The sequence below is a fragment of the Micromonospora sp. NPDC000089 genome (assembly GCF_042899365.1).
GTDB lineage: Bacteria > Actinomycetota > Actinomycetes > Mycobacteriales > Micromonosporaceae > Micromonospora.
Genome location: NZ_JBIAZT010000010.1, coordinates 33,067 through 56,258, shown reverse-complemented (window position 1 = coordinate 56,258; position 23,192 = coordinate 33,067). Strand labels below are relative to the sequence as shown.

Annotated in this window: 27 protein-coding genes and 1 pseudogene; 19 read left to right on the top strand and 9 right to left on the bottom strand. The window is 73.7% G+C overall.

The features are described from left to right. The first annotated feature begins 12 nt into the window (after positions 1 to 12). The 3 genes from ACFY3U_RS19235 (at position 13) to ACFY3U_RS19225 (ending at position 3,377) form a co-directional block, all read left to right on the top strand. Positions 13 to 1,596 carry a DUF6194 family protein gene (locus ACFY3U_RS19235; protein ID WP_387203186.1) on the top strand — a complete coding sequence of 528 codons (1,584 nt, stop codon included), beginning with the start codon at positions 13 to 15 and terminating at the stop codon, positions 1,594 to 1,596. A gap of 135 nt (positions 1,597 to 1,731) precedes the next feature. After that, positions 1,732 to 2,112 (top strand): YciI family protein, encoded by a 381-nt coding sequence (locus ACFY3U_RS19230; RefSeq protein WP_387203183.1) that lies wholly within the window; start codon positions 1,732 to 1,734, stop codon positions 2,110 to 2,112. Between the two features lie 20 nt (positions 2,113 to 2,132). Then, positions 2,133 to 3,377 (top strand): RNA polymerase sigma factor, encoded by a 1,245-nt coding sequence (locus ACFY3U_RS19225; protein WP_387203180.1) that lies wholly within the window; start codon positions 2,133 to 2,135, stop codon positions 3,375 to 3,377. A 19-nt stretch (positions 3,378 to 3,396) separates the two neighbouring features. Here ACFY3U_RS19225 and ACFY3U_RS19220 read toward each other — a convergent pair whose 3' ends face one another. From ACFY3U_RS19220 to ACFY3U_RS19210, 3 genes are all read right to left on the bottom strand, one after another. Beyond that, on the bottom strand, positions 3,397 to 3,996 hold the full coding sequence (locus ACFY3U_RS19220; RefSeq protein ID WP_387203177.1) for a YdeI family protein: 600 nt from the start codon (positions 3,994 to 3,996) through the stop codon (positions 3,397 to 3,399). A gap of 9 nt (positions 3,997 to 4,005) precedes the next feature. Continuing rightward, positions 4,006 to 4,668, bottom strand: coding sequence for an MOSC domain-containing protein (locus ACFY3U_RS19215; protein ID WP_387203173.1), 663 nt, complete (start codon positions 4,666 to 4,668; stop codon positions 4,006 to 4,008). Positions 4,669 to 4,826: 158 nt separating this feature from the next. Next, a complete protein-coding gene (locus ACFY3U_RS19210) occupies positions 4,827 to 6,089 on the bottom strand; it encodes an ISL3 family transposase (protein WP_387203171.1) in 1,263 nt (420 codons plus the stop codon). 208 nt (positions 6,090 to 6,297) lie between these two features. On the opposite strand from ACFY3U_RS19210, the gene ACFY3U_RS19205 reads away from it, so the two are divergent. Further along, complete coding sequence (locus ACFY3U_RS19205; RefSeq protein WP_387203168.1) at positions 6,298 to 6,744, top strand: oxidoreductase; 447 nt, start codon at positions 6,298 to 6,300, stop codon at positions 6,742 to 6,744. 79 nt (positions 6,745 to 6,823) lie between these two features. Here the strand turns inward: ACFY3U_RS19205 and ACFY3U_RS19200 are convergent, their stop codons facing one another. Beyond that, complete coding sequence (locus ACFY3U_RS19200; protein ID WP_387203665.1) at positions 6,824 to 7,525, bottom strand: XRE family transcriptional regulator; 702 nt, start codon at positions 7,523 to 7,525, stop codon at positions 6,824 to 6,826. 195 nt (positions 7,526 to 7,720) lie between these two features. On the opposite strand from ACFY3U_RS19200, the gene ACFY3U_RS19195 reads away from it, so the two are divergent. Both ACFY3U_RS19195 and ACFY3U_RS19190 read left to right on the top strand, forming a co-directional pair. Further along, entirely contained in the window at positions 7,721 to 7,888 is a 168-nt protein-coding gene (locus ACFY3U_RS19195) for a hypothetical protein (protein ID WP_387203165.1), read from the top strand. Positions 7,889 to 7,921: 33 nt separating this feature from the next. Beyond that, positions 7,922 to 8,290: pseudogene (locus ACFY3U_RS19190) on the top strand (hypothetical protein); the annotation flags it as partial. Positions 8,291 to 8,549: 259 nt separating this feature from the next. Here the strand turns inward: ACFY3U_RS19190 and ACFY3U_RS19185 are convergent. Continuing rightward, entirely contained in the window at positions 8,550 to 8,711 is a 162-nt protein-coding gene (locus tag ACFY3U_RS19185) for a hypothetical protein (RefSeq protein WP_387203163.1), read from the bottom strand. Between the two features lie 139 nt (positions 8,712 to 8,850). Between ACFY3U_RS19185 and ACFY3U_RS19180 the strand changes: the two genes are divergently transcribed. The 5 genes from ACFY3U_RS19180 (at position 8,851) to ACFY3U_RS19160 (ending at position 10,424) form a co-directional block, all read left to right on the top strand. Further along, positions 8,851 to 9,291, top strand: coding sequence for a YybH family protein (locus tag ACFY3U_RS19180; protein WP_387203160.1), 441 nt, complete (start codon positions 8,851 to 8,853; stop codon positions 9,289 to 9,291). Between the two features lie 99 nt (positions 9,292 to 9,390). After that, complete coding sequence (locus ACFY3U_RS19175; protein ID WP_387203157.1) at positions 9,391 to 9,636, top strand: Arc family DNA-binding protein; 246 nt, start codon at positions 9,391 to 9,393, stop codon at positions 9,634 to 9,636. Beyond that, positions 9,633 to 9,824 (top strand): hypothetical protein, encoded by a 192-nt coding sequence (locus tag ACFY3U_RS19170; RefSeq protein WP_387203154.1) that lies wholly within the window; start codon positions 9,633 to 9,635, stop codon positions 9,822 to 9,824. Before ACFY3U_RS19175 ends, ACFY3U_RS19170 begins: the two co-directional genes overlap by 4 nt. Before the next feature lie 64 nt (positions 9,825 to 9,888). Next, positions 9,889 to 10,173 carry a type II toxin-antitoxin system Phd/YefM family antitoxin gene (locus tag ACFY3U_RS19165; RefSeq protein WP_387203151.1) on the top strand — a complete coding sequence of 95 codons (285 nt, stop codon included), beginning with the start codon at positions 9,889 to 9,891 and terminating at the stop codon, positions 10,171 to 10,173. Continuing rightward, positions 10,170 to 10,424, top strand: a complete 255-nt coding sequence (locus ACFY3U_RS19160) for a Txe/YoeB family addiction module toxin (RefSeq protein ID WP_387203148.1) — start codon at positions 10,170 to 10,172, stop codon at positions 10,422 to 10,424. Before ACFY3U_RS19165 ends, ACFY3U_RS19160 begins: the two co-directional genes overlap by 4 nt. A gap of 37 nt (positions 10,425 to 10,461) precedes the next feature. Here ACFY3U_RS19160 and ACFY3U_RS19155 read toward each other — a convergent pair whose 3' ends face one another. After that, positions 10,462 to 12,606, bottom strand: a complete 2,145-nt coding sequence (locus ACFY3U_RS19155) for a prolyl oligopeptidase family serine peptidase (protein WP_387203146.1) — start codon at positions 12,604 to 12,606, stop codon at positions 10,462 to 10,464. A gap of 86 nt (positions 12,607 to 12,692) precedes the next feature. Between ACFY3U_RS19155 and mshB the strand changes: the two genes are divergently transcribed. The 3 genes from mshB (at position 12,693) to ACFY3U_RS19140 (ending at position 14,617) form a co-directional block, all read left to right on the top strand. Then, positions 12,693 to 13,616, top strand: a complete 924-nt coding sequence (gene mshB / locus ACFY3U_RS19150) for an N-acetyl-1-D-myo-inositol-2-amino-2-deoxy-alpha-D-glucopyranoside deacetylase (RefSeq protein WP_387203143.1) — start codon at positions 12,693 to 12,695, stop codon at positions 13,614 to 13,616. 17 nt (positions 13,617 to 13,633) lie between these two features. After that, on the top strand, positions 13,634 to 14,071 hold the full coding sequence (locus ACFY3U_RS19145) for a hypothetical protein (protein ID WP_387203140.1): 438 nt from the start codon (positions 13,634 to 13,636) through the stop codon (positions 14,069 to 14,071). 81 nt (positions 14,072 to 14,152) lie between these two features. Next, positions 14,153 to 14,617, top strand: a complete 465-nt coding sequence (locus tag ACFY3U_RS19140; protein WP_387203138.1) for a hypothetical protein — start codon at positions 14,153 to 14,155, stop codon at positions 14,615 to 14,617. Between the two features lie 43 nt (positions 14,618 to 14,660). Here ACFY3U_RS19140 and ACFY3U_RS19135 read toward each other — a convergent pair whose 3' ends face one another. Beyond that, positions 14,661 to 15,620, bottom strand: coding sequence for a GNAT family N-acetyltransferase (locus ACFY3U_RS19135; protein ID WP_387203135.1), 960 nt, complete (start codon positions 15,618 to 15,620; stop codon positions 14,661 to 14,663). Positions 15,621 to 15,697: 77 nt separating this feature from the next. Between ACFY3U_RS19135 and fdxA the strand changes: the two genes are divergently transcribed. From fdxA to ACFY3U_RS19120, 3 genes are read left to right on the top strand one after another with little or no spacing between them, the layout of a single operon-like run. After that, complete coding sequence (gene fdxA / locus ACFY3U_RS19130; protein ID WP_387203132.1) at positions 15,698 to 16,024, top strand: ferredoxin; 327 nt, start codon at positions 15,698 to 15,700, stop codon at positions 16,022 to 16,024. After that, positions 16,021 to 17,136 carry a succinyldiaminopimelate transaminase gene (dapC, locus tag ACFY3U_RS19125; protein ID WP_387203662.1) on the top strand — a complete coding sequence of 372 codons (1,116 nt, stop codon included), beginning with the start codon at positions 16,021 to 16,023 and terminating at the stop codon, positions 17,134 to 17,136. Before fdxA ends, dapC begins: the two co-directional genes overlap by 4 nt. Positions 17,137 to 17,147: 11 nt before the next feature. Further along, a complete protein-coding gene (locus ACFY3U_RS19120; protein ID WP_387203129.1) occupies positions 17,148 to 18,167 on the top strand; it encodes a prephenate dehydrogenase in 1,020 nt (339 codons plus the stop codon). Here ACFY3U_RS19120 and ACFY3U_RS19115 read toward each other — a convergent pair. After that, positions 18,164 to 18,862 (bottom strand): SDR family NAD(P)-dependent oxidoreductase, encoded by a 699-nt coding sequence (locus tag ACFY3U_RS19115; protein ID WP_387203126.1) that lies wholly within the window; start codon positions 18,860 to 18,862, stop codon positions 18,164 to 18,166. The two genes, ACFY3U_RS19120 and ACFY3U_RS19115, sit on opposite strands and share 4 nt — an antisense overlap. Before the next feature lie 101 nt (positions 18,863 to 18,963). Here ACFY3U_RS19115 and ACFY3U_RS19110 point away from each other — a divergent pair, with 101 nt between their 5' ends. Both ACFY3U_RS19110 and ACFY3U_RS19105 read left to right on the top strand, forming a co-directional pair. Beyond that, complete coding sequence (locus ACFY3U_RS19110) at positions 18,964 to 19,827, top strand: helix-turn-helix domain-containing protein (RefSeq protein WP_387203124.1); 864 nt, start codon at positions 18,964 to 18,966, stop codon at positions 19,825 to 19,827. Between the two features lie 80 nt (positions 19,828 to 19,907). Further along, positions 19,908 to 20,549 (top strand): nucleoside/nucleotide kinase family protein, encoded by a 642-nt coding sequence (locus ACFY3U_RS19105; protein WP_387203121.1) that lies wholly within the window; start codon positions 19,908 to 19,910, stop codon positions 20,547 to 20,549. On the opposite strand, the gene ACFY3U_RS19100 is transcribed toward ACFY3U_RS19105, so the two are convergent. Then, the gene (locus ACFY3U_RS19100) at positions 20,526 to 23,102 is read right to left on the bottom strand and encodes a hypothetical protein (RefSeq protein WP_387203118.1); all 2,577 of its coding nucleotides are present in this window, start codon (positions 23,100 to 23,102) and stop codon (positions 20,526 to 20,528) included. The genes ACFY3U_RS19105 and ACFY3U_RS19100 overlap by 24 nt on opposite strands. Between the last annotated feature and the right edge of the window lie 90 nt (positions 23,103 to 23,192).

Here is a 23,192-nt window from a genome sequence, read left to right as displayed (position 1 = left end):
ACGGTTGATGCAATGACGACCGTTCTCGACCTGCTCGCCGGGTCGCCCACCCTGCTCGCGCTCGGCGAGCCCACGCACGGCGAATCCGCCTTCCTCCAGCTCCGCAACGACACCCTCCTGTCGCTGGCCGAACACGGCTACCGGTCGATCGCGGTGGAGAGCGACCGCGCCGCCGGGCTGCTCGCCGACGAGTTCGTCCAGGGCTGCACCGCCGTCACCCTCGACCGCGCGCTCGGCGAGGGGTTCAGCCACGGGTGGGGCGCCTCCCCGGCCAACCGGGACCTGCTGCTGCGGATGCGGGAGTGGAACGCCGGGCGGCCGGCGCCCGAGCGGCTGACGTTCCACGGCTTCGACGCCCCGCTGGAGATCGAGGGTGCCCCGAGCCCCCGGCGGTACCTGCTGCGGGTCTGCGACTTCCTCGGCCTGGACCGGTCGGCGGAGATCGACGACCTGGTCGGCGACGAGGCGCGATGGAGCGACTCGGCCGCGATCTGGGAGCCCGGCCGGTCGGTCGGGGAATCGGCCGACGCGCAGCGGCTGCGGGTGCTCGCCGACGACCTGCTGACCGAGCTGTACCTGCGGGCGCCCGGCCGCGCCGAGGGCTGGCCGGCGGCGTACGTGTGGGCCACCTCCGCGGTCGCGGTGCTGCGCTACCACGCGGCGGCCGCCGCGCCGCTGGCGCCGCCGGAGCGCTTCGCCCGGCTGGCCGCCGTCCGGGACGCGCTGATGGCGGAAAACCTACTGGCCATCCGGTCGGTAGAGGCGCACCGCGGGCCCACCCTGGTCTTCGCGCACAACACCCACCTGCAACGGCAGCGCAGCAGCATGACGATGGGCGGCACGGAGGTGTCCTGGGCCGGCGCCGGCGCGATCGTCGCCGCGCTGCTCGGCGACCGGTACGCGGTGGTGGTCGGCAGCCTGGGCGCGAGCCCCGCCCTGGGCATCGCGGCGCCCGACCCGTCCACCTGGGAGGGCAGGCTCGGGCAGCGGAACGACCTGCCCCGGTACGTCCGCGCGGCCGAGCTGACGGTGGGCGATCGGCGGACGCACGACTACCGCTACTTCCCGCTGGACCAGGCCACCGTCGCGCACGCCGACGCGGTGCTGCACGTCCCGACCGGCGTGGACGCGAGCGTGCTCGCCGCGCGCATCCTGGCGCTGCCCGGCGTCGAGCAGCTGGTCGCGAGCGAGGAGAACGGCGCACCCGAGGGCGCGTGGGGCGACCGGTTCTTCTACGTCGGCCCCGATCGCCGCCAGCCGTTCGCCACCATCGTCGAGCACGACGTGCCCGGCTTCGACGAGGCCTCCCAGCTCGACCGGCCCGGCGTCTTCCGGCTCAACCTCGACCTGGGCCGGGCCGAGTTCGAGCGGGCCTTCGGCTTTCCGCCCGGGGAGTTCGAGGCCCACCGGCACGAGTACGACTTCGCCCGGCTGGACACCCTCGTGCCGCACCCCGGGTACGCGCTGCACGGCTTCGGCAGCATCGTGATGCCCGGGCCGCAGCTGCTGCCCGAGGTGGACCGGCTGCTCGCGGTCGCGCACGCCCGGGCGGTCGACCGCCACGAGCGCGCCGTACGCCGGGCGGCGCAGCACTGACTCAGGGCCGGCACGCTTGAGCGGAAGGCCGACCGGTGGTGTCGTATCGGGGTGTCGCCGTTCGTGGAACCGACGGCGGGCCACCGCACACCGGGCTTCGGGACAGGGCCGCCCGGGACCGAGAGGAGAGCGAGCGTGCCGGAGTACCTGATCACCTTCAACGACGAGTGGGTGCCGCGCCACACCGAGGAGCAGCTCCGGGAGAAGGACGTCGCCGTCCGGGCCGTGATCGACGAGATGCGGGCCGCGGACGTCCTGATCTTCAGCAACGGCGCGCTCGACCGGTCCACGGCGCTGTGCAGCGTCGAAGCGGTCGACGGGAAACCGGTCTTCACCGACGGCCCGTACGCCGAGACCAAGGAGCACCTCGGTGGCTTCGCCGTCGTGGGCGTGCCGGACGACGAGGCGGCGCGCTACTGGGCCGGCCGGCTCGCCACCGCGCTCGACTGGCCCCAGGAGGTGCACCGGTTCCCTGGCCCCGGCATCGACCGGCACGGCCGCTCCGGGCGGGGGTGAGCGGGGACCCGGTCGGGCCGGTGACCGGTTCGACCGTCGAGGAGGCGATCACCCGGGTCCACCAGGAGGAGTGGGCCCGGGTGGTCGCCCGGCTCGCGCGCCGCTTCGGCGACCTCGACGTGGCCGAGGAGGCGGCGGCCGAGGCGTTCGCGGTGGCCGTGCGGCGCTGGCCGCGCGAGGGCGTACCGGCCAATCCCGGCGGTTGGGTCGCCACCACCGCGACCCGCAAGGCGATCGACCGGCTCCGCCGCGAGTCGCAGCGCGACGCCCGGCACCTGGCCGCCCGGATCAGTTACGACGACAGCGCGCCCGAGCCGACCGGCCCGGTGGAGGACGACCGGCTCAGGCTGGTCTTCACCTGCTGCCACCCGGCGCTGGCGATGGAGGCCCGGCTGGCGCTCACCCTGCGGCTGCTCGGCGGCCTCACCGTCGCCGAGATCGCCCGCGCCTTCCTGGTGCGGGAGACCACGGTGGCGCAGCGGATCACCCGCGCCAAGGCGAAGATCAGGGCGGCCCGCATCCCCTACCGGGTGCCGTCGGCCGGCGACGTGCGGGAGCGGCTCGCCGGTGTGCTCGCCGTCGTCTATCTCATCTTCAACGAGGGCTATCTCGCCGGTGAGGGCGACGACCCGCTGCGCGTGGACCTCACCGACGAGGCGATCCGGCTCGGCCGCCTGCTGCGCGACCTGCTCCCGGACGACGGTGAGGTGGCCGGCCTGCTCGCGCTGATGCTCTTCACCGACGCCCGCCGGCCGGCGCGGCTGTCCCGTACCGGGGAGCTGGTGACCCTGGACGAGCAGGACCGGGGTGCCTGGAACCGCACCCTGATCGGCGAGGCCAACACGCTGCTGCGGGAACGGATCGAGGCGGTGGCGGCCGGCGGTGACCCGCCCGGGCGCTACCAGCTGCAGGCCGCGATCAGCTCGGTCCACACGAACGCCCCGTCCGCGCGGGACACCGACTGGTCCGCCGTCGCCGCCCTCTACGGGCGGATGGTACGGCTCGACCCGTCGCCGATCGTGCGGCTCAACCGGGCGGTCGCGCTCGCCGAGGTGGACGGCCCGGCGGTCGGGCTGGCCGAGATCGACCGGCTCGCCGAGCCGCTGGACGGTTACCACGCCTTCCATGCCGCGCGGGCCGACCTGCTGCGGCGACTCGGGCGCAGCGGCGAGGCGCGCAGGGCGTACGACCGGGCCATCGGCCTGGCCGGGAACCCGGCCGAACGGGCCTATCTCAGCCGGCGCCGCGACCAGCTCGCCGGCTGACCGGCGGTGATCCGGCGCGTCACGCCGGGGGCCGGGCCTTCTGCGGGTAGATCGTCTCGTGCCGGGCCAGCATGGCGACGAACTCCGCGATCTTCCGCTCGCGGGTCTCCGCCCGCTTCACCGAGTTGAGCCGGTAGATCAGCGCGAACCGGTTGGTCTTGGTGAGCACGTCGAACATGGCCTGGGCGGCGGGGACGGCGGCGATCGCGTCGAGCAGGTCGGCCGGCGCCTCGGCCTCGGACGGCGGGGCGTACGCGGCGGCCCACCGCCCGTCCGCCTTGGCGGCCTCCACCGCGGCCCGGCCCGCGGGCGTCATCCGGCCCTCCGCCTCCAGCCGGGCCACGTGCGCGACGTTCCGCTGCGACCAGGCGCTGCGCGCCCGGCGGGGGGTGAACCGGATCCAGGAGGTGTGCTCGTCTCCCTTGCGGGCCTGGCCGTCGATCCAGCCGAAGCAGAGCGCCTCGTCGACCGCCTGCTGCCAGGTCAGCGTGGTGACCGTGCCGCCCTTGCGGGTCAGGGCGAGCCAGACGCCCGGCGAGGTGGCGTGGTTCGCCGACAACCATTCGCGCAGCGCCGCGGCGTCCGCGACGACCAACTCATCCAACTCGGCGGTGCCCATGACGGCAGGTTAGCGCCGACGGGGTAGTCGTTCGGCGAGGGTCTCGCGCAGGTCGTCGGGCAGGCCGTCGATCTCGAGCAGCTCGGGCAGCAGCTCCGGCTCGCTCAGGTACGCCCGGAACGCCCGCGCGATCGTCACCCCGTGCGCCGGCTGGTCGGCCACCACGAGCGGATCGCCGGCCCACACCTCGCCCGGCTCCAGCACCCGCAGGTACGCGCCCGGCCGGTTCGCCCGGGTGAAGGTCTTCGTCCACCGGGGCTCGCCCATCTTGTGCTGGAACGTCGCACAGGGGATACGGCCGAACGTCGGCTGGAGCACCAACCGCGGCCCGATCTGCCACCGCTCGCCGATGACCGCCCCGTTGACGTCCACGTCCTCGGTGGTCAGGTTCTCGCCGAACAGCCCGTTGGCGAGCCGGCGGCTCAGCCGCGCCTGCCACCAGTCGTAGTCCTCCCGCGCGTACGCGTAGACCGCCTGGTCGTCGCCGCCGTGGTGCTCGACGTCGAAGATCTGGTCGCCGACCAGGCCGCTGTGCAGGCCGGTCGTCTTCGGCCCCGGCGCCCGCACCTGCACCAGGTGGTCGACCGGCCGCTTGTTGATGCCGGTGATGCCGACGCTCTTGGCCGGGTTGGGCTCCGGCACCGCCAGATTGACCGACACGATTCTTCCCACGGCCGGCAGCCTAGCCACCGTCCCGGCGTACGCCGCACGATTTTCCATCGTCGTGGCCGTCACCGACCGTCATCGCCCTCGCGAGCAGCTTGAGTTCGAGCGGTATGCCTACGAGTCATATTTATGGGTCTTGTGCTGGGTTCGTGGGTCGTTGGTGATCATCTTCTGGGGAGTTGGGGTCGGTGGCCGCCGAGGCTGAGCATGACCAGGGCGATGAGGGCGTCGGGTGAGTGGAAGCCGAAGGCCATCCGGGTGATGAGGCGGATCTTGGCGTTGACGGACTCGATGCGGCCGTTGGATAGGCCGTGTTCGATCGCGGCGATGATCTGATCGCGGTGACGGGTGACGCGTCGTTGCAGGTCGACGAAGACGTCGATGCGGCTGCGGCGAGCCCACCCGATCCACCGGTCGAGGGCTTCCACCGCGGCTGTCGGGCTGATCTTGGCCAGGGTGAAGACCAGTCGGAGGCCCTCCTTCAACGCCCAGGCCCGGTGCAGGCGGGGATGAGTCTTGGCGATCCAGGCGAGTTTGGCCTGCTGGGCGTCGGTGAGGTTCTCCGGGTTCTTCCACAACGCCCAGCGGGTGTTCTTCAGCTGCCTGGCCGCGCCGACAGCGACACCCCGACGACCGGCCCCACGACCGGTGGCCTCGTTCCAGGCCTGGCGGCGGACCCGATCCACGGCATCGGTGGCCCATGCCACGACGTGGAACGCATCGGCGCAGCGGACCGCGTCCGGGCAGCGGCGGCGCAGCACTGCGGAGATCCAGTCGGCGCCGTCGGCCGACACGTGGGTAATCGCCGCGGCCCGGTCGGGACCGAGTTCGTCGAAGAACGCATGCAACGTGGCGGCGCTCTTGCCGGGCGCGGCCCAAATCAGCCGACCGGTGTCATGATCCACGACCACCGTCAGATACCGGTGGCCCTTCTTGTAGCTGACCTCATCGATCCCGATACGGCGCAACCCGTCGTACCGGTCAACCACACCACCGGTGTCGGCCCACACCCGAGCCACGATCGCCCCGACAGTGCGCCACCCGATCCGCATCAACTGCGACACCGCCGACTTCGCGGTATGCACAGCCAGCCACGCCACCGTCGCGTCAAAGGCTCGGGTATGCCCCGCCCCATGACGCGCCCACGGCACCGCCGCCACGACCACCCCATGCACACGACAAGAGACCCGGGGCGCATCCGCCTCGATCACCGCCCGGACCGTCCCTAGATCCAACGCCCGCCACCGACGACGAACTCCAGCGTCATAGCGGGCACACCGCTGCCGGCAATACGGACACCGCCGCGACGCGCCCTTACGCACCCGCACCCGAGCCACCACCACCGACTCGACCGGATCGAACTCCACACCCTCAACCACCGCCTGCTCGACCCCGAGCAGCCCAGCCCATACGCTGGCAGAACGCACGCCGTTCTCCCGCCCACACAGTTCTGACCTTCGACAAGCCAGAACCTAGGCAGGACAACGGCGTGCGCCACAAACGACGCGCCCAACCACCCACAGACACGTCACAAGACCCATATTTATGACTGGTAGGCATATCGCTCAATGAGGTGAGACGACGTGCCGGCCGGCACGGACGCCGTGGACACCGCCGATCTGGGATAGTTCAACCATGCCGAGCGTCTACGAGGCTGCCGGTGGCATGGCGGCCCTGCGCCGCCTCGCCGCGGCGTGGCATGACCGCGTCATGGCCGACGAGATCGTCAGCCACGCGTTCCACCAGGGCGTCCACCCGCACCACACCGAGCGGCTCGCCGCGTACTGGGCCGAGGCCCTCGGCGGACCCGCCACCTTCTCCGAGTCGTACGGGGACGAGACGTCGGTGGTGCGGGCGCACAGCGGCAACGGCCCGCACGAGGAGATGGACCGCCGGGCCATCGCCTGCTTCGACCAGGCCCTGGTGGACGTGGGGCTCACCGCCGAGCCGCTCCGGCAGGTGCTTCACGACTACTTCGCGTACGCCACCACCACGACCATGTCGCGGTACCACGAGTCCGCCGACGACGTCCCCGAGGGGCTGGTCATCCCGCACTGGTCGTGGGACGGTCTGCAGCGCTGAGTCTGGAGATCGAGGCACGATCTCACCCAGTGCTCCCTCACGCGACGGGGCGAGGCGGCCGGTACACGGCCATCTCCGACTACTCGGGCGACATGTTGTACCGGTCGAGGGTGGCCTTGGAGGTCGAGGCGTCCTGAAAGGTCAGCTCCCACGGACCGGTGTTGACGTCCATGTCCTTGCCGAACCCGACCCACTTCCCGGCCATCCGTCGGCCGGTGGGCTCCACCATGAGTTGGATCGCCCCGTGGTACCGGGCGCCCCGGTAGTAGCCCGCGGGGTCGGTCTGCTCCACCCAGGTCCCGGTGACGACGGCGCCGTCGACGGTGAGGTCCAGTGACAGCGACGAGGCCGCCGAGCCGGGCAGGCTGCGCACGGTCAGCCGGTCACCGTGCTGGAGCACCACCACGAAGTGCTGCCCGGCGAATGACTCTCCCCGGCCGCTGGAATGGTATTGGTAGCGGCTGAGCCACACGCCCTCGTATGACCCGTGGACCGCGGCCGGTCTCGGCGTCGGCGTGGCCAGGCTGGACATCGGCGAGTCGAGGTCGTGACCACCGCGCTGGTCGTCGACGACGGTGCCGTCGGGTAGCGCGGCGAAGCCGAGCAGCGAGATGGGCAGGCCGGTGACGACCTCCAGCGCGCGGGCGTAGACGGGCCGTGGTGCGGCGATCGCGCCTGACTCCCAGCGCTGGACGAGCCTCTTGTTGGCGTCGTTCGGTTCGCCGACGCGGTGGCCGGCGGCCTGGAGTGCGCGGGCGAAATCGTCCTGGCTCATGCGCATCCCGGTGCGGACGGCGCGCAGTGCCGTGTTGGGGGCGGTCACCCTCGTCACGGTAGCCGCGCGTCGTCTCAATGTCGCCCCCCATGTGACCGCCTTGTCGGGTCTTGTGCCGTCGCGCTCGGTGACAGATCGGCGTCACCGTGATTGGTGCGCGGTGCCGGCCGTCATGCCGCGCCCCAAGTGGACGGAGTGCTGATGCGCGGTGACGACGAGAACTCGACCGTGAGTCGGGGTGAGCGGTCGGAGGCGATCGAACGGGAAGCGGCGAAGCAGCGGATCCTGGCGCAGGCCGAGGCGGAGCGAGTACCGCTGGACGATCCGACCCGGGCAGTCCCGGATCGGCGGTGGCGTAATGGTCGGTGACCCGGAGCCGGCAGGCGTACCAGCGAACGCACCGACGAGACAGCCGGCGCGGCGTGTCTCGTACGACGAGTACCTGTCGGCCACCGCGCTGACGCTGGCCCGCCGGCATCGGCCGGTCTGGTGCTGGCGGCGGTGGCGGTGGGTCTGCCGGTGCGGTGTCGAGCTGCCGTGCCGGGCCCGGCACCGGATCCCGATCAACCGGGGGCACTGGCCGGCGGAGGGGGACCGGTGACCCGGGAGGAGGCGATCCTCGCGGTGCACGTACCCGGGCTCGACGGGATGGGTGCCGGTTGCCGGGCGTGGTGGTCGCGGCTGGTGCCGTACCCGTGCTGGCAGGTGGAGTGGGCGACCAGCCGGCAGGCCCGGGCGGTCACGGCCCGCTTCCTGGCCGGCCGGCAGTGACCGCCCACGGGCCGGTCGTGCCGGCCTGGAGCTGTGGCGGCTGCGGCCTGCCGTGGCCGTGCCCGACCCGGCGGCGCGAGCTGCGGGCGGAGTACGCGGGCGCGCCGGTGTCGCTGGCGCTGTACCTCGGCTCGCATCTCGTGCGGGCGACCGCGGACCTGTCCTGGACACCGGCCGGCGTGCTGCACCGCCGCTTCCTCGGCTGGACCAGGGGAGCCGACCCCGGACCGAGTGACTGTGTCAGGCGATCTGCCGGAGGTCACTGCCGTAGTCGAAGATGATCCGCATCCGGGCTCCCAGCCTCTGCCGGGTGGAACGCGCTGATCCACGCCTCGGTACGGGCGCGCTCCGCGTCGAGCGCGGCGTCGTCACCGTCGTGCAGCTCGGATCGGATGTCGTCCCAGTCGTGAAAGTCGCTCATCAGCCCTCTCTCCGCTTCCTCTCGAAGGCGAGCCATCCCTCGTACTCGACCTCGGCGACCGGGATCGCGTTGAACTATAGGTGGAGCTATAGGCGAGCCGCTGTCGTTAGCGCTGCTGGTGACCGGGGTATCGAGAGGCATGTCGAGCGACAGCGCGAAGCAGGAACTGCGGGAACTGATCGAGGAGCGGGTGGCCGCCGTGGCGCGTCGCGACGCGGCGGCGCTCGCGGCCCGGCAGGCTGACGACGTGCTCGCCTTCAACGTCTTGCCGCCGCTGCAGCTGCGCGGCGCTGACCAGGTGGCGCCGCAGACTGAGGCATGGTTCGACAGCTACGCCAGCGGACCCGGCTACGAGATCCGCGACCTGCACGTGGACGCCGACGGCGACCTCGGCTACTGCGCGTTTCTGTACCACGTGACGGGGCGACTGCGGTCCGGCGACGAAGTGTCGATGTGGGTGCGCGCGACCCTGGTGTGCCGCAAGCGGGACGGGCGATGGCTCATCGTGCACGACCACGAGTCGATCCCGTGGGACCCGCAGACCGGTCAGGGGCTGGCCGCGCTCGACCCCGACGCCTGACTACGGCCAAGGAGACCCGCGCGCCGGTGATTGACGGAGGCTGCCAGCTGAGCCGGTCTAGCATCGCTGTCATTCGGTGGAGGTCGGGGAGGAGCAGCAGTGGCTGCTGTCAGCATCCGAGATCTTGACGACGGAGTCCGCGAGAAATTGCGGATCCGCGCCGCGCAGCACGGGAAGTCCATGGAGGCCGAGATCCGGGACATTCTCAGCGCAGCCGTTGCCGAGGACGTCCCGAAAACCGACCTGTTCAGCGCGCTCGCCGAGCGATTCGCCAGGCTCGGCGGTGTCGAGCTGGATCTGTCTGCCCGTTCCACCCCACCCGGCGCGGCGAGCCTGGCCGAGTGATCACCATCCTCGACACGGACGTCGTTTCCGGACTCATGCCGGCCGAGCCCGCGCCGGTGGTGCTCGCGTGGCTTCGGCGAAGTTCCGGCGCCGGCCTGCACACCACGGCCGTCACGGTCGCCGAGATCCGTAATGGCATCGCACGCCTGCCGGAGGGGCAGCGCCAGCGCAACGTCGGGGCGGCCTGAGTTCCTTCAACAGCAGCATCGGCGAGTATTGTACAATTTATTGTACGTTTCGTTGGGAGGCAGCATGCGCACCGTTCCCTACTCGGAAGTCCGGCAGAACCTCGCGAAGATGCTCGATCATGTCGTCGATGACGCGGAGGAGGTGGTGGTCACCCGCTCCGGCCGCGAGGCCGCTGTCATCATTTCTCTGCGGGAGTACGAGTCGCTGAAGGAGACGGCGTACCTGATGGCCAGCCCGGCCAACGCACGCCGGCTGAACGAGGCCGTCGATGAGTTGCGCAACGGAGGCGGGGAGATGCACGACCTGATCGACCCGGACGCCCGACCGGGCGAGGCGTCGGCGGCGTGAAGGTGCAGTTCGCCGGCCGGGGCTGGGAGGACTACCTGACCTGGCAACGGGATCGCCAGATGCTCAAGCGGGTGAACACCCTGATCGAGGACATCCGGCGCAATGGCCACCAGGGCATCGGCAAGCCGGAGCAGCTCCGAGGCAACTGGGCGGGGTTCTGGTCGAGACGCATCGATCAGGAGCACCGGCTGGTGTACCGGATCGTCGAGGACACGGTGCAGATCGCCCAGTGTCGCTACCACTACGAATGAACGAGGTCGCCCTCCCCGAGGGCAGCGGCGAGACCGTTCAGCCCAGGTGGGTGCGGAGGAAGTCGAGCTCGAGCTTCAGCAGCCGCTCCGACACGCCGCTCGCCGCCATGTGACTCGCCCCGGGCAGCGGCAGCACCGAGTGCGGCCGGCCGGTGGACAGCAGCGCCGCAGACAGCCGCAGGGTGTGCGCGGCCACCACGTTGTCGTCCATCATCCCGTGCACCAGCAGCAGCGGCCGGGCCTCCTGCGCGCTGATCATCGGCTCCGCTGCCAGCTCGACCAGCGAGTGGTGGTCGTACACGTCCATGCCGTCGTCCGGCAGGCCCAGATAGCGTTCCGTGTACGCGGTGTCGTAGAGCGCCCAGTCGGTGACCGGGGCGCCGGCGATGCCGCAGGTGAACAGCTCGGGGTGGCGCAGCACCGCCAGCCCGGCCAGCCAGCCGCCGAACGACCAGCCGCGGATCGCCACCCGCTCCAGGTCCAGGTCGGGGTGCTTGCCGGCGAGCGCGGTCAGCGCGTCCACCTGGTCGGTCAGGATCACGTCGGCCACCCGCCGGTGGATGGCCTTCTCGAACGACGGCGCCACCCCGGGGGTGCCCCGGTTGTCGATCGTCACCACGGCGAAGCCCTGCTCGGCCCACCACTGCCGCTCCAACCACGCCGCCCGGGCCGCCACCACCTCCTGGTGCCCGGGGCCGCCGTAGATGTCGACCAGCACCGGCAGCCGGGTGCCCTTGACGTGGTCGGTCGGGTACAGCACCGCGGTCGGCAGCCGCCGGTCGGTCACCCGGACCAGCATCGGGCGCGGCGCGTACGGCGGGATCGCGGCGAGCGAGCGCAGCTGCGCCACCTCCCGGTCGCCGCGCCAGACCGACCAGTTGGTGCCCGGCTCGTCCAGCGACGCGGTGCCCACCACCAGCACGTTCCCGCCGACGGCGGCGGTGTGCCAGCCGGGGCTGCCGCTCATCCGGCGGCTGTCCACCCCGCCGCCGATCGTGGTGCGCACCCGGTAGAGGTGCCGTTGGCTGGGCTCGCCCTCGCTCGCCTCGACCAGCAGGTCGGCCGGCCCGCCGCCGGTGGGCAGCCGGCCCACCACCCGGCGCACGTAGAGCGACGGCGGGGTGAGCAGGGTGCCGTCGGCGAACAGGCAGCGGGCGTCGTACCCGTCATGGGCCAGCTCCCCGCCGACCAGCACCCGCCCGTCCGGCAGGTGCGCCGGGGTGCCCGGGATCGGCTCCACCCAGCGCGGGTCGGCCAGCTCGGCGTGCACCTGGGTCTCCCCGGTACGCGGGTCGACCGCCAGCACCAGGCCGTGCTGCTGGGACCGGCGCAGCACGGTGATCAGCGGGGCGCCGTCGGCCCAGTCCACCGACGCCAGGTACGGGTAGGTCTCCCGGTCCCAGTGCACGTCGACCCAGCCGTCGTCCAGGTCGAGCAGGTGCAGGCTGACCTCGGCGTTCGGGCCACCCGCCCGGGGGTACGCCAGGGTGGTCGGCGGGCTCGCCGGGTCGGCCGGGTCGTGCAGGTGCCAGCGCGGCACCCGGGTCTCGTCCACCCGGGCGGCCAGCACCATCCTGCCGTCCGGGGCCCACCAGTAGCCGCGGAACCGGTGGAACTCCTCGGCCGCCACGTGCTCGGCCAGCCCCCAGGTGACCTGCCCGTCCTCGCCGGCCAGCAGGGTGTCCGTGCCGTCCGCCTCGACCACCCGCAGCTCGCCCCGGCGGACCCCGTCGGCGGCGTCGGTGACGTAGGCCAGCCGCTGCCCGGTCGGGTCCGGCCGCGGGTCGATCACCGGCCCCACGGTGGTCACCTCGACCACGTCCCCGTGCACCAGGTCGGCCCGGAACAGCCGGCCGGCCAGCGCGAAGACCGCCACCCGGCCGGCCGCGTCCAGGGCGTACGAGCCGATCCCGCCGGCGCTGAGCCGGCGCCGCTCGCGCAGCGCCCGCTCGCCGGGGGCGAGCGCCGCCGGGCCGGCGTCCGCGCCGAGCAGCACCGCCGGGTCCGCGATCAGCCGTTCCTCGCCGGAGTCGACCTCCAGCGACCAGAGCGCGTCCGCCGGATCGTCCGGTCCGCCCGAGCGGAGGAAGACCACCCGGGAGCCGTCGTCGGCCACGGAGACGGCGCGCGGCGCCCCGTGGCTGAACCGACGGGTACGGGCGGCCAGCTCGGGAAAGTCCACAATCCGGATCGTAGAGCGGCGTCGGGCGTGATGTGGCCGACCTGCCTGGACGCGTACGCCTCGGGCGGCCGGCACCGCCGGTTAGAGTGACCGTCGTGACGACGCTGCCCGACCGCCGCCTGTTGCTGGTCCACGCGCACCCCGACGACGAGTCCATCGGCACCGGCGCGACGATGGCGCACTACGCCGCGGCCGGCGCCCACGTCACCCTGGTCACCTGCACCCTCGGCGAGGAGGGCGAGATCCACGTGCCGGCGTTGGCGCGGCTCGCCGCCGCCGAGGCCGACCAGCTCGGCGGGTACCGGATCGGTGAGCTTTCCGACGCCTGCGCCGCGCTCGGCGTCACCGACCACCGCTTCCTCGGCGGCGCCGGCCGCTACCGCGACTCCGGGATGATGGGGCTGGCCACCAACGAGCACCCCCGGGCCTTCTGGCAGGCCGACCTGGACGAGGCCGCCGGGCACCTGGTGGAGATCATGCGCGAGGTCCGCCCGCAGGTCATGATCACGTACGACGGGAACGGCTTCTACGGTCACCCCGACCACATCCAGGCGCACCGGGTGGCCATGCGCGCGGTCGAGCTGGCGGCGGCCGAGGGGTGCGCCCCCGCCAAGGTCTACTGGACGGCGCTGCCGCTGTCCGTCCTGGAGGCCGGCATGGACAGCTTCGCCGAGTCCGCCGACAACCCGTTCGCCGGCATCGAGGACGCGGGCGACCTGCCCTTCGGCACCCCCGACCCGCAGATCGCCGCGCGGGTCGACGGCACTGACCAGCACGCCGCCAAGGAGGCGGCGATGCGGGCGCACGCCACCCAGATCCCGGCCAACTCCTGGCTCTACGCCATCGCCGGCAACTTCGGCGCCGAGTTCATGGGCGTGGAGTACTTCACCCTCGCGGCGGGGGAGAAGGGCCCGGGCGCCGGCCCGTACGGCTGGGAGGACGACCTGTTCGCCGGGCTGGCCGTGGACGGGTCGGACCGCGTACCCGTCGCGACGGCCGGTCTCCGGTGACCTCGCCCGTCGCGCCGATGCCGGTCGTCGAGGAGGAGCCCAGCCCGCCGGCCCCCCGACGGGGCGCACGGCTGCTCGACGTCGCGCTGCGGGTGGCCGGTGGCCTGGTCGCCGTGGTCGGCGGGGTGCTCACCGGGCTGATCGGGCTGCTGCTGTCCACCGTCCGGCTGGGCGGGCAGCTGATCGGGGTGTCCGTGCCGGTCACCATCGGCGCGGCGATCGCGCTGAGCTGGTTCGCGTACGCGACGGTCGGCCGGAAGTGGGCGGTGGCGCTGCCGGCGCTGCCCTGGTTCGCGCTGATGGCGGTGGCCGCCGTCCGGACCACCGAGGGCGACCTGCTGCTGGCCGGTGACAACTGGGTCGGCCTCGCCATGATCACCACCGGCGCGATGACCTTCGCGGTGATGGCGTTCCGGCAGATCCTCGGCCCGCCGCAGCGTCGTCACGACGGGTGATGACGGCACACAGGTAACGGTGGTACATATTCCTGCGGGAAGGCCCGCCGTCGGGGCGGGCGGTACGGCGGGAGGCGTGCGATGACGAATCGGTGGCGCACCATCGGGGTGCTCGCGGCAGCCCTGTTCGCGGTCAACGTGGTGGCCCGGGTGATCGCCAAGCTCGCCTTCGCGGGCGACGACGCCGGCACCGACCGGGTGTCGCTCGGCATGTTCCTGCTCGTCGGGCTGATCCTCGCGGTGGTCGTCTTCCGCGAGGGCGCGACCCGGCCGGTGGGGCGCTGGGCCCCCGAGGTGGCCGGTGCGGTCGCGGTGGCGCTGGCGCTGACCGTGCTGGTCGGTCCGCTGCTGGTCGGCGACAACCCGTTCGGCGGGGGCGCCGGCCTGTTCTTCGCCCAGATCTGGCTCTACCTCGCCGCCGCGCTGGCCGGGGTGGCCGTCGGGTATCTGATCCTCACCGCGCTCGGCCGCGACCACCGCTCCCGGATGCTCAAGCGGTACGCGGAGATCAAGGCGGCCAAGCCCCGCCGGGTCGTCCGCCGCTGATCGCCCTGGCCGGGCGGCGGCGCGCGGCCGGCCGCCCGGCGGCTCAGTGCGGGGCGATCCGGGTCAGGTACGTGTGGTGGGTGGTGAAGCGCAGCCCCTGGTAGAGCGCCACCGCCGCCGTGTTGCGCTGCTCCACCTGGAGGAAGGCGTGGGACGCGCCCTCGCCGGCCGCCCAGTCGGCCAGTGAGCGGATCACCCGGCCGGCCAGCCCCCGGCGGCGCGCCTGCGGCAGCACCTCGACCAGGCTGAGCCCGAGCCACCGTCCCTCGCCCGTGATCGTGCCCCGGCCGATCGCGACCAGCGTGCCGTCGGCGTACCCGTGGGCGAAGCGGACCCGGTCCACCGCGGTGAGCACGTGCCGGGCGGCGTCCGGGAGGCTGCCCTTGCGGCCGGCGGCGACCGCGAGCCAGTCCGCCGACGGCGCGTCGGCCAGCTCGACCGACGGCGCGTCGGCGGGCACCGGCGGCGCCGGCGGCAGCGCGGTGAGCGCGGCGGTCTGCACCAGCACCGGCGGGCGGGCGGTCCAGCCGCGCGCGTCCAGCTCGGCGCCGACCGGCGCGGCGAGCGGCAGCGGGGTGTTCACCATCGCCGGCTGGCCGTGCTCGGCGTACCAGCGTTCGATGGCGTCGATCGCCGCGGGCAGCGGCCGGTCCGGGTCGCCGACCGGCAGCGCGGAGTTGGCCCGGCCGGTCCAGCCGTCGGCGCAGCGCAGCAGCCAGTCGCCGAGCCGTCCGCGGACCGGGGCGGGCCAGGCCTCGTCGGCGGCCAGTTCCAGGGCGACCACCGCGGCGGCGGTCGGCCGGCGGGTCGGCGGCACCCGCTTGGCCCGGTGCACCTCGGCCACCGGCACCCGCAGCCGGCCCTGCGCGGTGGTCAGTGTGAGGTGGGTCTCGGTCAGCTCCACCAGCTCGCCCAGCGCGTCCGAGAAGAGCGGCCGGCCCTCACGAATCCCCACAATGCGGCGCACCACGATCCGGTGGCCCACGTCCTGCTGTCGGAGCACGATCGACCTCCCCCCGGCGAGATACTAGGCTCTTACCGTCGCGGGTGATCGCGACGAGTCTGCGGAGGAGAAGACCGGTGACCTACATCATCGCCGAGCCGTGCGTGGATGTGCTCGACAAGGCATGCATCGAGGAGTGCCCGGTCGACTGCATTTACGAGGGAAACCGGATGCTCTACATCCACCCCGACGAGTGCGTCGACTGTGGTGCCTGTGAGCCGGTCTGCCCGGTGGAGGCCATCTTCTACGAGGACGACGTCCCGGAGCAGTGGAAGGACTACACCGGCGCCAACTACGAGTTCTTCGAGGACCTGGGCTCCCCGGGTGGCGCCTCGAAGATCGGCAAGGTGGAGAAGGACGCGACCTTCGTCGCCGCCCAGCCGCCGCGGGAAGAGGGCCGCTGAACCGGCCCGCGCCGGTCTCGGCTCGGCTGCCCGAGTTCACCTGGGACACCCTGGACGCCGCGGCCGCCCTGGCCGCGGCGCACCCGGACGGTCCGATCAACCTCTCCATGGGCACCCCGGTCGACCCGGTGCCCCCGGTGATCCGGCAGGCGCTGGCGGACGCGTCCGACGCGCCCGGGTACCCGCTGACCGCGGGCACCCCGGCGCTGCGCGAGGCGATCGCCGGCTGGGTGGCCCGAGCCTGCGGGGCGGGCGTGGACGGGCTGGGTGTGCTGCCCACGATCGGCTCCAAGGAGCTGGTCGCCTGGCTGCCCACCCTGCTCGGGATCGGCCCCGGCGACGTGGTCGTGGTGCCGTCGATCGCCTACCCGACGTACGCCGACGGGGCCGCGCTCGCCGGTGCCGAGGTGGTCCGCGCCGACTCGCTCACCGCCGTGGGGCCCACCTCCCGGGTGCGCCTGGTCTGGGTCAACTCGCCCGGCAACCCGACCGGTCGGGTGCTGCCCGCCGCCCACCTGCGCAAGGTGGTCGACTGGGCCCGCGAGCGCGGTGCCGTGGTGGCCAGCGATGAGTGCTACCTGCCGCTGGGCTGGTCGGCCGACGCCCAGCCGGTGTCGGTGCTCGCGCCCGAGGTCTGCGGCGGGTCGTACGACTCGGTGCTGGCGGTGCACTCGCTGTCCAAGCGCTCCAACCTGGCCGGCTACCGGGCCGGCTTCGTGGCCGGCGATCCCGCGCTGGTGGCCGAGCTGCTCAAGGTCCGCAAGCACGCCGGCATGATCGTGCCCGCCCCGGTCCAGGCCGCCATGGTGGCCGCCCTCGGCGACCAGGCACACGCCGACGAGCAGCGGGAGCGCTACCGGGCCCGGCGGCAGACCCTGCTCGCCGCGTTCACCGGCGCCGGCTTCACGGTAGAGCACTCCGAGGCCGGGCTCTACCTCTGGATGACCCGTGACGAGGACTGCTGGGACACCGTCGACTGGCTGGCCCGGCGCGGCATCCTGGTCGCCGCCGGCGCCTTCTACGGCCCCGGCGGCCAACGGCACGTCCGGGCCGCGCTGACCGAGTCCGACGCGCACGTCGCCGCGGTCGCGCAGCGACTCGCCCAGCCGTAGCGGGCGACCCGGTGGGTGACGCCGTCGACCGGCCACGGATCGCCGTGGTGGGCACCGGCCTGATCGGCGGCTCCATCCTGCTGCGCCTGCACCAGACCGGTGTTCGGGTGACCGGCTGGGACCCGGACCCGGCGACCCGGGCGGAGGGTCGACGCCGGGGGGTGGACCTCCCCGACGAGCTGGCCGACGCGGTCGGCGACCGGGACGTCGTCTTCCTGGCCGGTCCGCTGCCCAGCCTGCCGGAGACCCTGCTCGCGGTCGCCGCGCTGACCCCGGGCCAGTGCGTGCTGACCGACGTGGGCAGCACCAAGGCGGCGGTCGCCGGGTTCGCCGCCACGCACGGCCTGACCGGCCGGTTCGTTCCCGGCCACCCGATGGCCGGCGCCGAACGGGCCGGCCTCGTCTCCGCGCAGGCGGGCCTCTTCACGGACGCCGCCTGGGTACTCTGCCCGAGCGTCGACGGGCTGGGGTCGTTCCGGTCGCTGGTCGGGTTGGTCGTGGACGTCTTCGGCGCGCACGTCGTACCGATGTCGCCGGCGGTGCACGACGGCGTCGTCGCCCTCTCCTCGCACGTGCCGCACCTGCTGGCCGGCGGTCTTGCCGGGGCCGCCGCCGACTCGCCGGTGCGCGACGCGGTGCTCGCGCTGGCGGCGGGCAGCTTCCGCGACGGCACCCGGGTGGCGAGCACCCCGGCCCGCCGTACCGCCGACATGCTGCTGTCGAACCGGGAGCAGGTGCTGCGGCAGCTGGCCGGGGTGCGGGCGGCGCTGGACGAGCTGACCGAGGCGGTACGCGACGAGGACCGGCCCGCGCTGGTGGCCCGCTACGAACGGGCCCGAATCGTGCGGTCGGGCGGGGTGGACCGCTGGGGAGCCGTCCACCGGAGCTTCGATCTCGCCGCCGACCCCGCCGCCGAGCTGGCGTTCGTCCAGTCGGTCGGTGAGGCCGGCGGGCACCTGACCGGGTGCGTGGTGGACGCCGGGGCGGTGACCTACACCGGCCGGATGCCCGCCGGCGGCACCTCCGCCTAGGACCAGGCGATCTCGCCGTGCCGGTCGACGAACCGTCCCGAGCCGTGCCCCGGCCCCTCGGTCGCGAGGGCGACGATCGCGTCGGTGCCCTCCGTGACGGTCTGCGGGCCGCTGTGGCCGTTGAGGTCCGTCGCGGTGTAGCCGGGGTCGGCGGCATTGATCCGAACATCTTTCAGCGCCTTGGCGTACTGCGTGGTCAGCATGGTGAGCGCCGCCTTCGACGACGTGTAGACGGGGGCGACCACGTGCGATTCGGCGCGGGTCGGGTCGTGGGTGGCTGCCAGCGACCCCATCGCGCTGCTCACGTTGATGATCACCGGGTCGGACGAGCGGCGCAGGAGCGGCAGGAACGCGGTGGTCGTCCGCACCACGCCGGCGACGTTGACGTCGAGGACGGCGAGCAGGTCACCGCCGGTCAGCTCGCTCGGATCGCCCATCGGCCCGTGCACGCCGGCGTTGTTGATCAGTACGTCCAGGTGGCCCTCGTGCCGCTCGACGTCGGCGGCGGCCGCGGCGACGGAGGCGTCGTCGGTGACGTCGATCGGGACGAAACGCGCGCCGAGGCTCTTCGCCGCCTTGGCGCCGAGTTCGGGGTCCCGGGCTCCGACGAGCACGGTGTGCCCCAGCGCGAGGAGTCGGCGGGCGGTCTCGTGACCCAGGCCCTTGTTGGCGCCGGTGATGAAGGTGATCGTCATGCGCCCATCGTTGGCCGGCGCGCGAGCGGCTGCCAGGGACGCCCTCACGGTAGGACCAGCCGTACCACCTCGGTGCCGGCGCGGCGCGGGACAATCGAGCGGTGACGACACGGGCGACGGGACTGGGCACGACGATCCGGGCGTGGCGTGACCGGCTGTCGCCGGCCGCCACCGGGCTCCCCGTCGGCCACGGGCGCCGTGCCGCCGGGCTGCGTCGGGAGGAACTCGCCGAGCTGGCCGGCGTCTCGGTCGACTACGTCGTACGACTGGAGCAGGGCCGGGCCACGACCCCGTCGGCACAGGTGACCGCCGCGATCGCGCGCGCCCTGCGGTTGAGCACCGCCGAACGCGACCACCTGTTCCGGCTGGCCAACCTGATGCCCCCGGCCGACGACCAGATCTGCGACCACCTCCCGCCGGGCGTGCAGCGGGTGGTGGGCCGTCTCGGTGACGCTGCCGTCGCCGTCTTCGCGGCGGACTGGCAGGTGATCTGGTGGAACCGGTGGTGGGCGGCGTTGCTGGGTGATCCCTCGGCGTCCCCACCGGCCCGGCGCAACTTCGCCCGCGACACGTTCCCGGTCGCCTCGGACGAGCCGGCGATGTCACGCTGGCCGGTGCTCACCCTGGACGCTGAGGCCACCCGGTTGGCGGTCGTCTCCGACCTCCGGCGAGCTACCGGCCGCTTTCCGGCCGACCGGCGGCTGGCGCGGCTCGTCCGCGACCTCATCGAGGGCAACGAGCGGTTCGCCGAGCTGTGGGCAGCCGGTACGGTCGGCGCGCACCGAGAGGACCACAAGGTCGTCGAGCACCCGTCGGTCGGTGCGGTCCGGGTCGACTGCGACGTGCTGACCGACGGCGACCGGGAGCTGAAGATCGTGATCCTCTCCGCGGCGCCGGGCAGTGACGACGAGACCCGGCTCCGGCTGGCCGCGGTGGCCGGCGTGCACGACTCCGCCGGGCGCTGACCCGCCTCCCCGCGAACCGGTGCGGCCGCGGAAACCCGCGCGGTCCGGCGCGGCATCCGCTGCGCCGTTAGGGTGGGTGGGTGGCGCGCCCGCTCTCGCTCGATGACCTGATCGCCCGGGCCCGGTCGCTGGCCGAGGCCGGCCCCCGCCAGCTGCTCGGCATCGCCGGGCCGCCCGGTGCCGGCAAGTCCACCCTCGCCGAGCGGATCGTCGCCGAGGTCGGCCCGGCCGCCCGGCTGGTCGGAATGGACGGCTTCCACCTGGCCCAGGCCGAGCTGGTCCGGCAGGGCCGCGCGGACCGCAAGGGCGCCGCCGACACCTTCGACGCCAACGGGTACGTCTCGCTGCTGCGCCGCCTGCACCGGCTGGAGCCCAGCGCGGTGTACGCGCCACAGTTCCGGCGGGACCTGGAGGAGCCGGTGGCCGGGGCGATCCAGGTGCCGCCCTCGGTGCGGCTGGTGGTGACCGAGGGCAACTACCTGCTGCTCGCCGACCCGCCCTGGGACGACGTACGCCCGCTGCTGCACGAGGCGTGGTTCCTCGACCTGGACGCGGAGCTGCGGCTGCGCCGGCTGGTCGCCCGGCACCAGGCGTACGGCCGGTCGCCGGCCGACGCCGCGGCCTGGGCGCACGGCAGCGACGAGGCCAACGCGAGCCTGGTCGCCGGCACGGCGGACCGCGCCGACCTGGTGGTCCGGCTAACCGACCCGCTGCCGGGGTGAGGGCACCGCCCGGCGCAGCAGCCGGGCCACCACCGCCCGCTCGCGCTGGAACTCGATCGCGTCCGGGTAGCCGCCGTGGTTGCGGATCGGCGGGTCGGCGACCTCACCGGCGACCGGGTGCAGGGCCTCCGGGTCGGCCACCGGCACGTCCCGCTCGCCCACGCCGACCTGCCAGCCGAGCGGGTCGGTGTCCCGCCAGAAGTTCGTCCAGGCGACGTGACCGGCGGGCCAGGTCACGGCGTCGGCCAGCACCCGTAGCCGGCCCGGCCCGAAGTACGCCGGGAACACCCGCCCGTACAGCCGGGTGAGCTGGCACCCGTACGAGAAGAACCAGATCCGCCGTCGCCACCGCTCGGGCAGGTGCAGCAGGGTGGCGGCGCAGATCACCGCGCCCTGGCTGTGCCCGGAGAGGATCACCCCGTCGACCCGGCGCGGGTCCTGGTCGGCCAGCGCGAGCAGGCCGGCGACCCGGGTCTGCAGCTCGGGCACCGCGCGCTCGGCGTAGCTCGGCGGGGCGAGCGGATGCGCGGCGCGGGGCCAGAAGGTGCCGACGTCCCAGAGCACCCCGACGGTCCGGCGGACCGTGTCGTTGCGGTACACCAGCAGCCCCACCCCGGCGACCGCCACCGGCAGCAGCCCCAGCAGCAGGTCGCCCAGGTCGGCGACGGTGCGCACCACGGCAGCCCCGCCGGTGGTGCCCGGGGGCACGGGTCGCGCCCCGCTCAGTGCCGCCGTGCAGCAGCAGGTGACCAGCACCGCCGCCCCGGTGGCGTAGCAGCCGACCAGCCGGACGGCGTGCTCACCGACCAGCCGGTGCAGGGCGCGGAACACGCTCACGTCCCGGCAGCGGCGCAGGTCGTGGGCGGACCGGACGGTTACCGGGGTGGTCAGCGCCGCGTACTCGGCCCGCCGCAACCGGCGGAACAGCCAGCCGGCACGCAGCCCGGTGCCGAGCACGCCCAGCCCGGCCGTCGCGAAGGCCAGCCCCGCCCAGGCCACCGGCAGCGGCGGGACGATCGTCGACGGGCCGTCCGGGCTGCCGCCGCCGTCCAGCCGGTCGGTGACCCAGTAGAGCAGGCCGGCGCTGTAGCCGATGGCCAGCACCCAGCCGAACCCGGCGATCAGCGCGGCGCCCCGCCCGCCCCAGGCCAGCTCGGCGTGCGCGGCCGGCGGCTCCGCGGTGGGGTCCGGGCGTACCGGGGGCAGCAGCAGGCCGGTGGCGGCGAGCGCGACGGCCGACCCGTACAGCAGCCACGCCGCCGGGCCGCCCGGTGCGGGTGGCAGCGCGGGCAGCCGGCCGTCCAGCCAGGCCGCGCCGAGCGGCAGCAGCGCCGCGGCGGTCACCGGGGCGGCCAGCGCGCGCCGGCCGGAGCGGGTGACCGCGCCGATCGCGACGAGCAGCAGCACCTGGTACGTGGCGAACCAGGCGACCACGGCGTCGTACCCGGGCAGTGAGCGGTCGGTGCCGCAGCCGGGCAGCCGGGCGTCGCCGGCGCACCCGACGGGCGGCCGCAGCCGCGCCAGCGGCACCCCGGCCGGCCCGTCCGGCAGCAGCAGGTACAGGAACGTGCCGAGCAGGGCGGCACCGGTCAGCACCGCCACCGTGCCGCTCCACCGGCCGAGCGGGGTGTCCCCGGCCCGCCGGGTCAGCCAGGGCCGGCCCACCGCGACCACGGCGATGGTGACCACCGCGGCCAGCGTGACGACCGTCGGCCAGGCCAGCGCCGTCCGGGCTCCGCGCGGCGGGTCCGCGGCCAGCGCGGCGCCCAGCGGCACCGCCGCGGCGATCGCCGCCCCGGTGCACAGGTGCAGGACGGCGGCGCGGCGCAGCTGGCCCTCGCCGCACCAGAAGGTGGGGTCCTGCAACGGGTTCGCCAGCGGCGCCGGCTCGGCCGTTTCGACCCGGTCCGGATCGTCCCGGGGCCGGGGTTGGGCGGGCATCTCCGCCTCGTACTGGTACGTGCGCCAGGCCACCAGTCCGAGCACGGTGAGCATGGCCAGCGGCAGCAGCAGGCCGACGGCGAGTGGCCTGGTGCCCTGCTGCCACCAGCCCTGGCCGAGGAACTCCCACGGGCCGGGCAGCCGGCGCAGGCAGTCCCGGTCGACGCACTGCCAGCCGATCAGGTCGACGCCGACGCCGACGCTGGTGAGCACCAGGGTGCCGGTCAGGCTCAGGCAGAACAGCCGGATCAGCCAGGCGGCGATGCCGGAGCGGCTGCCCCAGCGTTCCCGGTCCGGGTCGGCCGGGATGCCGGGTCGGGCGTGCAGGGCAACGTTGGCCAGGGTGAACGGCAGCAGCACCGTCCACAGCGCGCGTTCCACGTCCCGCGCGGTCCGCGCGCCCGAGGTCAACTGCCCCCAGCTGTACGCCTCGACGACGATCGGGTCGTCCGCGTTGACGGCGGTGGACCGGTAGAAGCCGGTTACCTCGCCGCCGGCGACCAACCACGGTTGGGGTCCCGCGCCGCCCGGTTCGGGGCGGAGGCCGAGGAGCTGGCCGGGTGGGGTGTTGGACACGCCGTGGACCCGCAGTTCGAGCACCCGTCCGGCCATCGGTGCCTCCAAGTAACCGTCTAATTACTTAGAGTGCTCCTCCGGCTCGGCTTTGGCTACCCCTGGGGTGAGAAACTTTTCCCAGCTCAG

What these genes read in the sequence shown, in the direction of transcription:
- ACFY3U_RS19235 (WP_387203186.1), top strand. Translation starts at nt 13, where the DNA reads ATGACGACCGTTCTCGACCTGCTCGCCGGGTCGCCCACCCTGCTCGCG.
- ACFY3U_RS19220 (WP_387203177.1), bottom strand. Translation starts at nt 3,996, where the DNA reads ATGGGCACCGCCGAGTTGGATGAGTTGGTCGTCGCGGACGCCGCGGCG.
- ACFY3U_RS19205 (WP_387203168.1), top strand. Translation starts at nt 6,298, where the DNA reads ATGCCGAGCGTCTACGAGGCTGCCGGTGGCATGGCGGCCCTGCGCCGC.
- ACFY3U_RS19200 (WP_387203665.1), bottom strand. Translation starts at nt 7,525, where the DNA reads ATGCGCATGAGCCAGGACGATTTCGCCCGCGCACTCCAGGCCGCCGGC.
- ACFY3U_RS19195 (WP_387203165.1), top strand. Translation starts at nt 7,721, where the DNA reads ATGCGCGGTGACGACGAGAACTCGACCGTGAGTCGGGGTGAGCGGTCG.
- ACFY3U_RS19185 (WP_387203163.1), bottom strand. Translation starts at nt 8,711, where the DNA reads ATGAGCGACTTTCACGACTGGGACGACATCCGATCCGAGCTGCACGAC.
- ACFY3U_RS19180 (WP_387203160.1), top strand. Translation starts at nt 8,851, where the DNA reads ATGTCGAGCGACAGCGCGAAGCAGGAACTGCGGGAACTGATCGAGGAG.
- ACFY3U_RS19165 (WP_387203151.1), top strand. Translation starts at nt 9,889, where the DNA reads ATGCGCACCGTTCCCTACTCGGAAGTCCGGCAGAACCTCGCGAAGATG.
- ACFY3U_RS19145 (WP_387203140.1), top strand. Translation starts at nt 13,634, where the DNA reads ATGCCGGTCGTCGAGGAGGAGCCCAGCCCGCCGGCCCCCCGACGGGGC.
- ACFY3U_RS19140 (WP_387203138.1), top strand. Translation starts at nt 14,153, where the DNA reads ATGACGAATCGGTGGCGCACCATCGGGGTGCTCGCGGCAGCCCTGTTC.
- ACFY3U_RS19115 (WP_387203126.1), bottom strand. Translation starts at nt 18,862, where the DNA reads ATGACGATCACCTTCATCACCGGCGCCAACAAGGGCCTGGGTCACGAG.
- ACFY3U_RS19100 (WP_387203118.1), bottom strand. Translation starts at nt 23,102, where the DNA reads ATGGCCGGACGGGTGCTCGAACTGCGGGTCCACGGCGTGTCCAACACC.